The sequence below is a fragment of the uncultured Oscillibacter sp. genome, from assembly GCF_910584465.1.
In the GTDB taxonomy this organism is placed as follows: domain Bacteria; phylum Bacillota; class Clostridia; order Oscillospirales; family Oscillospiraceae; genus Oscillibacter.
Genome location: NZ_CAJUBK010000067.1, coordinates 1 through 11291 on the forward strand (window position 1 = coordinate 1; position 11291 = coordinate 11291).

Sequence of the window (11291 nt, forward strand, 5' to 3'; positions counted from 1 at the left end):
CTGGGGTCGCAGTCCCGGACGAAGCGCTGCACGGAGCGGTCGTCCATGGTGATGATGTCCTCGAAGACGAACATCCGCTTGCGGATCTCGTCCGCCAGGTCCTGGTCGGACAGGCCGTCGAAGATGTTTTTCTCGCTGGTCCGGTCCAGGTTGTTCATCACGTCGGCCACGTAGTCGATGCCGCCGACCTTGATGTTGGTATCGGTCATGATGTTGGAGAAGCGGTTGTGCATCTCCGCCTCCACGATCTTGATCGCGGCGGGGGACACGCTGTCCAGCTTGGCGATGCTCTCCACCACCTGGATCTGCTTCTTCTCCTCCAGCTGGGCCACCACGCCCGCCGCCTTGTCCGCATCCACATAGCTGAGGACCAGAGCGATGGTCTGGGGCCGCTCGCCCCGCAGGGCAGAGTAGAGGGACTTGGTGTCCGCCTTGTCCATGAAGGCGAACTCCCGGTTCTTCAGGCTCTTGGTCACCTTGCCCAGCAGCTCCACCGCCGCCTGCTCGCCGAAGGCCTTCTCCAGGACGGCCCTGGCGTACTCCAGTCCGCCTTCCGTGACGGCCTTGTTGGTCATGCACAGCTGGTAGAACTCGTTCAGGACGTCCTCGGTCTGCTCCGTGGAGAGCACGCCCAGGCGGGCGACCTCCAGGGTCAGCTGCTCGATCTCCTCGTCCTCCATGAACTTATAGAGCATGGACGCCTTCTCGGCCCCCAGGGCGATGATGACCGCCGCCGCCTTCTGTGGGTTGCTGAGCTCCACCTTGGGCCTCGCGGGCTTTGCCGGTGTCGTGCTCTTCGCCGCCGTCGCCGCCGTCTGAGTGGCGGCCGCAGCCGCAGCTTCAGCCATTCTCGTCGCCCCCTCTCAGCCAGCCCTTGATCATCTGAGCCGCGATCTCCGGATTGTCCTGAGCGAACTGGCGGATGTCCTTGCGCAGTTCCATGCTCCGTTCCATCTCCAGATCCATCACGTCGGCGCCGCCCGCGGGCACGCCGTCCTGGCCCAGTCCCGCCACGCGCAGCAGGGCCTCGGCCTCCTGGCGCTGGCGCTCCTCCTCTTCCTCGCGCTTCTTCCGCTTCTTCCTGCGCAGCAGGAGGATCGTGGTCAGCAGGATGATGAACAGCAGCAGCCCCACGCCCGCGGCGATGAGCACCCACGTCTGCACGGTCACGCCGCCCTCGCCGCCCGGTCCGGGCAGAGGCGTGCTGGGATCGTAGAAGTCCATGGCCAGCACCGAGATCTTGTCGTCCAGGTACTCCTCGTTGGTGATGGGGTCCCGCTCGCCCTCGATGTTGGCGGCGCGGGCCACATGCTGCTGGATCTGTCCTGCGTTGAAATCGCCCGCCGTCCGGGAGTTGATGGTCACGGCCACGGAGCAGTCGGTCATGCGCACCGCGCCGTTGTTGTCCGTCTGGTACTCTCGGTAGGGGTTCATATAGTCGATCTGCTTGCTCCCGCCCAGGGTCCGGTCGTCGTCCTCCGGTGTGCTCCCGGCCTCCACCTGCTCCGGCAGGTCGCTGTTGACCTCGGTGCCGACCACGCCGCCGGGCAGCTCCTCGCCGGGCCGGGTGATGTACCAGGTCCACGCTTCGGAATCCCGGATGCCCCGCCCGTCCTCAGCGTCCTCGGGCAGGTAGATGTCCTTCCCCTGGGCGGTGGTCCGGTCGATCTCCACCTCGCAGGTGACGCCCACCCGGACGTTGTCCTCGCCGAACAGGGGCGTCAGCACGTTCATGATCTGCGTGCGCATCCGGTTCTCGAAGGACTGCTGGAGCTGGAGCTTCAGCGCCGAGGAATCGCCGCTGAGGGCGTCGCCGGTGAGATAGATGTTGCCCGCCTTGTCCGTGATGCTGACGGACTCGATCTCCAGCCCCTGCACCGCGTGGGCCACCAGCTGCTGGATGGCCTCGGCCTGCCCGTCGGAGAGCAGGGTCCCCTGGGCCATGGTGACGCTGACGGAGGCGGTGGCCTTCACCACGTTGCCGCTGTCGAGTATGTAGGCCCGGTTCTCCCCCGGCGTGATGTACACCTCGGCGTCCACCACGTTGTCGAAGGTCCGGATCGTCGCGGCCATGTCCTCCTGGAAGTCCATGCGCTCGATGGCGCTGCGTTCTTCGTTGGTGGAGAAGCTGTTGATGTTGTTCAGGTAATAATAATGCCCCGTGTTGTTCAGGTTCGCCATCAGGACGGCGCCCTTCAGCGCCGCCACCTGTCCCTCCGGCACGAGGATCGTGTTCTGATCCTCCACCCGGTAATCCGTGACGCCCCGTTCGCTCAGGAACGTCAGGATATTGGCCGCCTCCGTGTCGCTCACCTGCGTGACCAGCACGCCGTAGTCCTTCTTGTTCAGCGTCAGCATGATGGCGATGGCCACGATGAGGACCACCAGAACAGCGGCGATGACGATCCAAACCTTTTTCGAGACCTTCTTCACGCCCTCTTTCACTTTTTGAAAGAGGGCGCCGGCCTTCTCCTTCACATCCTTCAACCGCTGTCACCTCCTTCTCTCAGCCGCTCCCCGCGGCGTCCTGTAGACATGATTCGTGCTGCCGGGTCCAAAGGGCCGGGCAGCACAGGGGGGGCCCCGTCTGCCAGATCGGTCACAGGTTCATCCTGGTCAATTCGGAATAGGCGTCCTGCGCCTTGTTCCGCAGCTGGACCAGGAGGTTCACCGCGGTCTGGTTCTTATAGGCGGCGATCATCGTCGCGGCGGGGTTATCCAGCTGGCCAGTGGTCAGCAAGTATTGAGATCCTTTGAATTCCGCGTCCGTCTCCCTCACATCGTCGATGGCGGAGCGGAAAATGGCACCAAAGACGCTCTCCCCCATGACGGAGGGAGCGTCCTGCGCTCTTTTGTCTTTCTCGGGGCTGAGCGGCGACAATGGTGTCAGCTTATCCAAGGGCGTCAGCATGGCGAAGACCATCTCCTCTCATGTCTCATGCTCTCAAAAAGTCTCGGGCGGTCCCTGCGGCCGCCTGAAGGTCACTTGCCGATCTGAAGCGCGTCGGTGACGACGGTCTTCATCGTGTTGAACATCGTGACGTTGGAGGAGTAGGCCTGGGTCGCGGCCATGGCGTCGGCGATCTCCTTCACCATGTCCACGTTGGGCATCTCCACATAGCCGTCCTCGTTCGCATCGGGGTGGCTGGGATCGTAGACCAGCTTCATGGGGGAGGGGTCCTCCACGATCTGGGTCACCCGCACGCCGCCGGCGGCCTGGCCGTTGGGCACCATGCCGGTGGAGGCCCGCGCCATAGCCTGGCGGAAGCCGTCCCGTCCGGTCTTGGCCTCGAAGACCACCATCTTCCTGCGGTAAGAGCCCTCGCCGCCCTCCACGCGGGTGGTGGTGGAGTTGGTCACGTTCTCCCCCACGATGTCCAGCCGCAGCTGCTGGGCCGTCAGGCCCGAGGCCACGATATTGAAAGAACTCAAAAACGCCATATCTCAAAGATCCTCCATCCCCGCCGGGCGTGTCCCGGCGGTCCTCCGCGGGCCTGAGGGGCCCTGGTCCCGGGGCCGTCCGCTGCGCCTTGGGCCCTGCCCGCTCAGCTCCGGCATCCTACCTTAATAAAAGTGCCTCCCGGCTCACTGTCCCCGGATCGCCAGGTTCAGCACGCCCAGCTCCGAGTTCATGGAGCTCATCACGTAGCGCATCTGATACGCGTTCCGGATGGCCTCCGACATCTGGGCGGTGACGTTGACGCCGTTGTCGTCCATGCGGGTCTGGACCGTCTGCTCCGTCACGCTGAAGGGCGTGCTCTCCAGCACCTGGCGCATGGCCTTCACCGGGGCGGTCCCCTGGGACGCCATCTTCAGCTTGCTGGTCAAGCTGTCCTCGAACGTGACGACCTTCTCGCGATAGCCGGGGGTCTCCGCATTCGAGATGTTGTCCGCGATGGCCGCCTGCTTGGTCCACAGGTAGCTCAGTGATCCCTCCAGCATCAGGAACGAGTTGCTCGACAAGATATCCATGTACTCACCTTCCGATCCCGCGCCCCGCAGGCGGAGCGCCATGCTCTTTGTGAAAAACTTATCGAGGGGAGCGTCTCCATCCGGGAGAACACACAAGTGCCGGGGAGTGTCTCCCCCTCGCGGTCATGAACGGCCTTCCATCCTATTCGGGCATAGCGGTCCCTATACCACTTGGACGGCACAGATCCCGCTCCGGCCCCTCGGAGGACGCTTCTCGACGGTCCTCAATATGTGCGTTTTGCAACACCGCTGTTTGTTTTGTCTAATGGGTAACCCCCATTATGAACCATTCTCCCAGAAAAATCAAGCATTTTTTTGGTGGGCACATCTTCCATTTTTGAGAAATCGGCAATGTTTTTCTCTCTTTTTTCTGTTTTATCCAAATTTCACCGCCCCAGTTCGTCCTCCCTCCGTCTGACTTGGTGTCTATTACAATTTTTTGAAGGATATTTTGTATTTTTTTATAAAAAAGGTCGGATCCCGGCTTTCCCATGCCTGTGGGAAAAACAACGGGGCGGAGGCCGTCTTCTCCGCTCTTCCTTCTTGCTATTTCCATTTCCTTGTGGTAAAATCAAAGCGTCATCATATGGATGTCTCACGGCCCCGGCTCCGGGGCCGGCCCGGCGGCCGGATAAGTCCGGTCCCCCCGCCGGTGAAGAGCCCAGGACAAGGAAGTGATCCTTTGAGCGCAGAACAAAAACAGAAGATCTTGATCGTGGACGACTCGGAGCTCAACCGCGCCATCTTGGCCGATATGCTGAACGACGAATACGAGATCGTGGAGGCGGAGAACGGGCTGCAGGGCGTGGGCCTGCTCCAGCAGCAGGGGACGGAGATCTCCCTGGTCCTCCTGGACATCGTCATGCCGGAGATGGACGGCTTCGGCGTCCTGGAGATCATGACCCAGAACCACTGGATCGAGGATATCCCCGTCATCATGATCTCCGCCGAGACCGGCTCCAGCCACATCGAGCGGGCCTATGAGCTGGGCGTCACCGATTTCATCTCCCGGCCCTTCGACGCGCTGATCGTCCACCGCCGCGTGGTCAACACCATCATGCTCTATGCCAAGCAGAAGCGCCTGGTGGAGATGGTAGCGGAGCAGATCTACGAGAACGAGCAGCGCAGCAGCCTGCTGATCGATATCCTCAGCCACATCGTGGAGTTCCGCAACGGCGAGAGCGGCCTCCACGTCCTCAACGTCCGCACGCTGACGGAGCTGATGCTGAACCACCTGCTCCAAAAGACGGACCGATATTGCCTCCTCCCCTCGGACATCTCCACCATCTGCACGGCCTCGGCCCTGCACGACATCGGCAAGATCTCCATCGACGAGAAGATCCTCAACAAGCCCGGCCGCTTCACCGACGAGGAGTTCGCCATCATGAAGACCCACTCCATGGCGGGCGCGGTCATGCTGGAGAACCTCCCCATCCACCAGGACGACCCCCTGGTGAAGGTGGCCTACGATATCTGCCGCTGGCATCACGAGCGCTGGGACGGCCGGGGCTACCCCGACGGGCTGAAGGGGGACGCGATCCCCATCTCCGCCCAGATCGTGGCGCTGGCCGACGTTTACGACGCCCTGACCTCCAAGCGCTGTTATAAGGACTCCTTCTCCCACGAGACCGCCGTCCACATGATCCTGGACGGCCAGTGCGGCGCGTTCAACCCCCTCCTGCTGGACTGCCTGCGGGACCTGGCCCCCGATCTTCCCGCCCTGATGGCCAACAGCAACACCGCCCGCCAGCGCAACCAGCGGGAGATGCGGAAGGTGGCCCAGGAGATCCACCGCCACGAAGAGCTCACCGCCTCGGAGCGGACCCTCCAGCTTTTGGAGCACGAGCGGATGAAGTACAGCTTCTTCGCCGACATGAGCCGGGAGATCCAGTTCGAGTACACCGTCTCGCCCCCCATGGTCACCCTGTCCGCCTGGGGCGCGGAGCACCTGGGCCTGGACGAGATCATCATGGATCCCCTCCATCAGCAGGCAGTGCTGGACCTCCTGGAGCCCGCGGATTTCCAGAACCTGACCGACGCCCTGCGGAGCACCAGTCCCGACCAGCCCCTGGTCACCTACGACTGCAAGCTCGACCACAAAGGTACGTGGCGCTGGTCCCGGATCGTCGCCCGGGCCATCTGGTCCCCCGACGAGCCGCCCCGCTATACCGGCGCCATCGGCAAGGCCACCGACATCCACGATTCCCGGATGAAGCTGGCCGCGCTGGAGCGCATGGCCTCCCACGACGCGCTCACCGGCCTTTTGAACCACGCTTACGCCAAGAAGCGCATCCTGGACCGGATCGAGGGCCGTCCCGCCGCGTCCTATGCCCTGGCCATCATCGACCTGGACCATTTCAAAGACGCCAACGACACCTACGGCCACTCCTTCGGCGACCAGGTGCTGGTCCACCTGGCGGAAAAGCTCCGCCAGTGCATCCGGGGCGGGGACATCGCCGCCCGGGCCGGGGGCGATGAGTTCCTCATCTTCCTGGAATATAAGGACGAGCCGGAGGCGGTCATCTCCCGCATATTCCAGTCCCTCTGCGGCCAGTACGAGCAGTTCCCCATCTCCGTCAGCATGGGCATCGCCCTCACGGCCACCGTCCCCGGCGGCTACGACGCCCTGTTCCACGCGGCGGACGCGGCCCTCTACACCGTGAAGCGGGGAGGCCGGGGCAAATACCGTTTTTACGACGAGACCATGCGCGAGACCCTCTCCGCCATCTCCCCCATCGAGGACGGAGGGCCCGCCCAAGGGGACGCCGAAAGATAAAGGAGGTTCCGTCATATGACCCTGCAAGAGTGCTACGCCGCCATGGGCGGCAATTACGAGGACGTCATGAGCCGCCTGCGCAGCGAACGGCTGGTACAGAAATTCGTGCTGAAGTTCCTGGCCGACGGCAGCTATGACCTGCTCTGCCGGTCTTTGGAGGAGAAGGATTACGAAAACGCCTTCCGGGCCGCCCACACCATCAAGGGCGTCTGTCAGAACCTGAGCCTCGACAAGCTCCAGGCGTCCAGCAGCCGCCTCTGTGAATCCCTGCGCCACGGCTATACGCCGGAGTCCGACGCTTTGGCGGAGGAGGTGCGGGCAGATCACAGCCAGACCGTGGCCGCTATCCAAGCCTTCCAGAAGGAGAGCGCGGGATGAAGAGACATTTCAACAGCGCCTCCCGCTTCCTCACCGTCAGTCTGGCGCTGGTCCTCCTGCTGACCATATGCATCTTCTCCTTCCTGGCCTTCTTCATGTCCCGGAAGAGCTCCCAGACCATCAGCGATGTGGGCAGCGTCTATATGTCCGGCATGGGCGAGAAGATCACCCAGCACTTCGAGACCACCATCCAGCTCCGCCTCTCTCAGGTAGCGGCCCTGGTGGAGAGCTTCGATCCGCGGTACCACTCCCCGGACGAGCTGCGGGAGAGCCTGGCCGTCAACGCCAACATGCGGGGCTTCGAGTCCCTGGCTTACTACTCTCCCACCGGGGAATTCGACATGATCTACGGTGACGAGCCCATCCTGGCGGACCAGGAGCCCTTCCTGGACTCCATGAACAACGGGGAGATGAAGGTGGCCGTGGCCGCCACCGACCGCGGGGAGAAGGACATCGTCCTGGGCGTCTCCGCCGAGTACCGCATGTCCAACGGGGAGACCGCCACCGCCCTGGTGGCCAGCCTCCCCGCCAGCTACATCTCCGACACCCTCTCCCTTTACAGTGAGAACACCTTGGTCTACTCCCACATCATCCGCCGGGACGGCACCTTCGTCATCCGCAGCGGCGACGCTTTCCGGGAGAATTACTTCGACCGCATCCAGGCCCTGTTCCAGGAGCAGGGGGAGGACGGGGAGCAGTACATCCGCGAGCTGGAGGCCGCCATGGACAGCGGGCAGGACTATACCACCCTGCTCACCTTCGGCCGGGAACGCCGGCACCTGCAGTGCAACAAGCTCCCCTATTCCGAGTGGTTCCTGATCACGGTGCTGCCTTACGGGCAGCTGGACGAGTCCGTCAGCGACCTCAGCCGCACCTGGCTGTTCATGGCCTTCCTGGGCTGCACCATCGTGCTGGCGATCTTGCTGATGGTGTTCTGGCAGTATTCCAAGCTGCTCCAGGAACAGATGGCCGAGCTGGAGAAGGCCCGGAAGGAGGCCGTCCACGCCAACAAGGCCAAGAGCGAGTTCCTCTCCAACATGTCCCACGATATCCGGACCCCCATGAACGCCATCGTGGGCATGACCGCCATCGCCACCGCCAATATCCTGGATACCCAGCAGGTCCAGAACTGCCTGAAGAAGATCACCCTCTCCAGCCGGCACCTGCTGGGCCTGATCAACGACGTGCTGGACATGAGCAAGATCGAGAGCGGCAAGATGACGCTGAACATGGACCAGGTCTCCCTCCGGGAGGTCATGGACAGCATCGTCAGCATCGTCCAGCCCCAGGTCCGCTCCAAGCACCAGCAGTTCGACGTCTTCATCCATGACATCTCCACGGAGAACGTCTGCTGTGACAGCGTGCGGCTGAACCAGGTCCTGCTGAACCTCCTGGGCAACGCGCTGAAATTCACCCCGGAGAACGGCCTGATCCAGGTCTCCCTTTACGAGGAAGCCTCCCCCAAGGGGGACGACTATATCCGCATCCACCTCCACGTGAAGGACAACGGGATCGGCATGACCCCGGAGTTCCGGGCGAAGATCTTCGAGTCCTTCGTCCGGGAGGACAGCGCCCGCGTCCGCCGGACCGAGGGTTCCGGCCTGGGCATGGCCATCACCAAGTACATCGTGGACGCCATGGGCGGCACCATCGAGGTGGACAGCGAGCTGGGCAAGGGCAGCGAGTTCCGGGTCGTCCTGGACCTCCAGCGGGCCGAGACCCCGGAAGAGGAGATGATCCTCCCGGAGTGGAACATCCTGGTGGTGGACGACGACCGCCAGCTCTGCGAGAGCACCGCGACCTCCCTGAAGTCCATCGGCGTCAACGCCGACTGGGCCCTGAACGCGGAGAAGGCCATGGAGATGATCGACCACCGGGTCAAGATCCAGGACGCTTATCACATCATCCTCCTGGACTGGAAGCTGCCGGACATCGACGGCATCACCGCCGCCAAGGAGATCCGCAAGCGCTTCGGCAGCGACACGCCCATCCTCCTGATCTCCGCCTACGACTGGAGCGAGATCGAGACGGAGGCCAAGTCCGCGGGCATCACCGGCTTCATCTCCAAGCCCCTCTTCCGCTCCACCCTCTTCTATGGGCTCAAGCCCTTCGTCGACTCCCCGGACGCTCCTCAGGAGCCGTATGAGGAGAAGCTGGGAGACTTCTCCGGCATACACATCCTCCTGGCGGAGGACAACGACCTGAACTGGGAGATCGCCAACGAGCTCCTCTCCGACCTGGGGATGGAGCTGGAGTGGGCGGAGAACGGCCGCATCTGCGTGGACAAGTTCGAGAACTCCCCCGCCGGCTTCTACGACGCCATCCTGATGGATCTGCGGATGCCGGTGATGACGGGCTACGAGGCTACGCAGGCCATCCGGAAGCTGGACCGGCCCGACCGGGACATCCCCATCATCGCCATGACCGCCGACGCCTTCTCCGAGGACATCAAGAAGTGCCTGGACTGCGGCATGAACGCCCATGTGGCCAAACCCATCGACATCCGGGAGGTCTCCCGCCTGTTGGACAAGTTCATCAACGGGTCGCACTGAGCGCGGCCTGAGAGGCGCGGAAAAGGCGGCGGGGATATCCCCGCCGCCTCAGCCTGTCGAAAATGTCTTTTCGACTGGCTGAGCAAGTTTTCAGGACTTTTTTGAAAGTCCTGAAAACTTCATGATCAGGATGGTGCAGGAGACCCTTCCTGGGTCTCCCGCACACACTCTCCCTTCCCGTCATTTCAGTCTTCCTCGTTTTCCGGCCACAAAAAGGCGGCGGGATATCCCCGCCGCCTTTTGCTGTCCGTTTCAAGCCTCTGCGCTCGACCCCGCGGCCTCCGCCGACTCCCCGCCGGACACGGCGGGACCCTCCGATCCGGCGGAGCCGCCCTCTTCTCCCTCCTCGTCCAGGACGGACTCCCATTCCTTGGGCTTCTCCTTCGGCTCCCGGCAGACCAGGGCCAGCTTATAGCCGTCCGGGTCGGCCTCCATCAGGAACATCTCGTCCTGAGGCGGCACCTTGTCCCCCCTCATGATGCGGGCGGCGATCTTCTGGCACTTCTCCATCACCTTCAGGGACTTCGACAGCACATCCAGATCGCTGCTGCCCTCCTGCTTCGCCTCCAGCTCCCTCCGCCGTCTTTCCATGTCCTGACGGTCCAGCTCCCGCAAAAAGGCCAGGGCATCCCGGGACCAGTCGGCCCGATCGCTCCCGGTCCGTCTCAGGGCGCTCCCTGTCCCGGCGGGCCCCTTCCCCATCCGAGGCACGGCCTTCCCGATCTGCGCGGTACGCCGCTGCTGTCCGCTGACGCTGATCTCCATGATCCATCCTCCCTCTGCAAGGCCCTCGCCGGCCTTGCCGCCCGGCCCCTTCGGGGCATCTTTGCTGGACGCCGCGCACGAGCGGCCGGTCCTCTTCGTCCCCGGCCCGCCCGAAAACCGGGGCCGCCGCGGCCGGGCGGTCCCCGCTCCCAGCGGCGGCCGTCACGGCGGACCAACGCCCTGGGATGCGGCGGCATCCCCGCCGCCCCCTCCCGGAGGACGCGGTCTCCCGCCGCCGCCCCTCGCGGCCTTTGTCTTTACAATAACATAAGATCCGGAGGAAGGCAAGGCCCCTTCCTTGTTCGATCTCCCACTTCCTTTTCCTTCGCCCGTATGGTATCATCAAACTTGCCGAAAATAAGTAATACCTTTATACGAAACGAAGGAGGGCCCTGCCATGCGTGTTCCGTCCGACATCGAGATCGCCCAGTCCTGCGCGATGCGTCCCATCACGGAGATCGCCGCCGCCGCCGGCGTCGACCCCCAGTACCTGGAGCTCTACGGCAGCTGCAAGGCCAAGGTGGACCCCCGCCTCCTGCGGGAGAGCCGCCGCGGCGACGGGAAGCTGATCCTCGTCACCGCCATCAACCCCACCCCCGCCGGAGAGGGCAAGACCACCACGACGGTGGGCCTGGCCGACGCCCTCCGCCGCCTGGGGAAGGATGCCCTGGTGGCCCTGCGGGAGCCCTCCCTGGGCCCCGTCTTCGGCGTGAAGGGCGGCGCGGCCGGCGGCGGCTACGCCCAGGTCGTGCCCATGGAGGACATCAACCTCCACTTCACCGGGGACTTCCATGCCATCGGCGCGGCCAACAACCTGCTGGCGGCGATGCTGGACAACCACATCCAGC

Annotated in this window: 11 protein-coding genes; 4 read left to right on the top strand and 7 right to left on the bottom strand. The window is 63.6% G+C overall.

Annotated features, from left to right (window positions below; genetic code table 11):
- From fliG to QZ332_RS11695, 6 genes are all read right to left on the bottom strand, one after another.
- The coding region (gene fliG, locus QZ332_RS11670) for a flagellar motor switch protein FliG (RefSeq protein ID WP_295765586.1) at positions 1 to 848 on the bottom strand (848 nt) is incomplete at its 3' end.
- Positions 841 to 2478: a flagellar M-ring protein FliF C-terminal domain-containing protein gene (locus QZ332_RS11675; protein ID WP_295765605.1), complete on the bottom strand. Its 1638-nt coding sequence runs from the start codon at positions 2476 to 2478 to the stop codon at positions 841 to 843. The genes QZ332_RS11675 and fliG, both read right to left, overlap by 8 nt.
- 121 nt (positions 2479 to 2599) lie before the next feature.
- Complete coding sequence (locus tag QZ332_RS11680) at positions 2600 to 2911, bottom strand: flagellar hook-basal body complex protein FliE (RefSeq protein ID WP_295765588.1); 312 nt, start codon at positions 2909 to 2911, stop codon at positions 2600 to 2602.
- A gap of 71 nt (positions 2912 to 2982) precedes the next feature.
- Positions 2983 to 3441 (bottom strand): flagellar basal body rod protein FlgC, encoded by a 459-nt coding sequence (gene flgC / locus QZ332_RS11685; protein WP_295765589.1) that lies wholly within the window; start codon positions 3439 to 3441, stop codon positions 2983 to 2985.
- 144 nt (positions 3442 to 3585) lie between these two features.
- The gene (gene flgB / locus QZ332_RS11690) at positions 3586 to 3972 is read right to left on the bottom strand and encodes a flagellar basal body rod protein FlgB (RefSeq protein ID WP_295765591.1); all 387 of its coding nucleotides are present in this window, start codon (positions 3970 to 3972) and stop codon (positions 3586 to 3588) included.
- Positions 3973 to 4234: 262 nt separating this feature from the next.
- Positions 4235 to 4528, bottom strand: a complete 294-nt coding sequence (locus QZ332_RS11695; protein ID WP_295765593.1) for a hypothetical protein — start codon at positions 4526 to 4528, stop codon at positions 4235 to 4237.
- 126 nt (positions 4529 to 4654) lie between these two features.
- Between QZ332_RS11695 and QZ332_RS11700 the strand changes: the two genes are divergently transcribed.
- From QZ332_RS11700 to QZ332_RS11710, 3 genes are read left to right on the top strand one after another with little or no spacing between them, the layout of a single operon-like run.
- Positions 4655 to 6748, top strand: coding sequence for a diguanylate cyclase (locus QZ332_RS11700; protein WP_295765595.1), 2094 nt, complete (start codon positions 4655 to 4657; stop codon positions 6746 to 6748).
- Positions 6749 to 6763: 15 nt separating this feature from the next.
- Complete coding sequence (locus QZ332_RS11705) at positions 6764 to 7126, top strand: Hpt domain-containing protein (RefSeq protein ID WP_295765597.1); 363 nt, start codon at positions 6764 to 6766, stop codon at positions 7124 to 7126.
- The gene (locus QZ332_RS11710) at positions 7123 to 9678 is read left to right on the top strand and encodes a response regulator (protein WP_295765600.1); all 2556 of its coding nucleotides are present in this window, start codon (positions 7123 to 7125) and stop codon (positions 9676 to 9678) included. Before QZ332_RS11705 ends, QZ332_RS11710 begins: the two co-directional genes overlap by 4 nt.
- Before the next feature lie 252 nt (positions 9679 to 9930).
- Here QZ332_RS11710 and QZ332_RS11715 read toward each other — a convergent pair whose 3' ends face one another.
- Positions 9931 to 10443: a hypothetical protein gene (locus QZ332_RS11715; RefSeq protein WP_295765601.1), complete on the bottom strand. Its 513-nt coding sequence runs from the start codon at positions 10441 to 10443 to the stop codon at positions 9931 to 9933.
- 397 nt (positions 10444 to 10840) lie between these two features.
- Here QZ332_RS11715 and QZ332_RS11720 point away from each other — a divergent pair.
- Positions 10841 to 11291 (top strand): formate--tetrahydrofolate ligase (locus QZ332_RS11720; RefSeq protein WP_295765603.1); only part of this gene is annotated, 451 nt, incomplete at its 3' end.

Bases quoted from the DNA above. Each gene is read 5' to 3' on its own strand.
- QZ332_RS11710 (WP_295765600.1), top strand. From the start codon at position 7,123: ATGAAGAGACATTTCAACAGCGCCTCCCGCTTCCTCACCGTCAGTCTG.
- QZ332_RS11705 (WP_295765597.1), top strand. From the start codon at position 6,764: ATGACCCTGCAAGAGTGCTACGCCGCCATGGGCGGCAATTACGAGGAC.
- QZ332_RS11715 (WP_295765601.1), bottom strand. From the start codon at position 10,443: ATGGAGATCAGCGTCAGCGGACAGCAGCGGCGTACCGCGCAGATCGGG.
- QZ332_RS11695 (WP_295765593.1), bottom strand. From the start codon at position 4,528: ATGGAAATAGCAAGAAGGAAGAGCGGAGAAGACGGCCTCCGCCCCGTT.
- flgC (WP_295765589.1), bottom strand. From the start codon at position 3,441: ATGGCGTTTTTGAGTTCTTTCAATATCGTGGCCTCGGGCCTGACGGCC.
- flgB (WP_295765591.1), bottom strand. From the start codon at position 3,972: ATGGATATCTTGTCGAGCAACTCGTTCCTGATGCTGGAGGGATCACTG.
- QZ332_RS11680 (WP_295765588.1), bottom strand. From the start codon at position 2,911: ATGCTGACGCCCTTGGATAAGCTGACACCATTGTCGCCGCTCAGCCCC.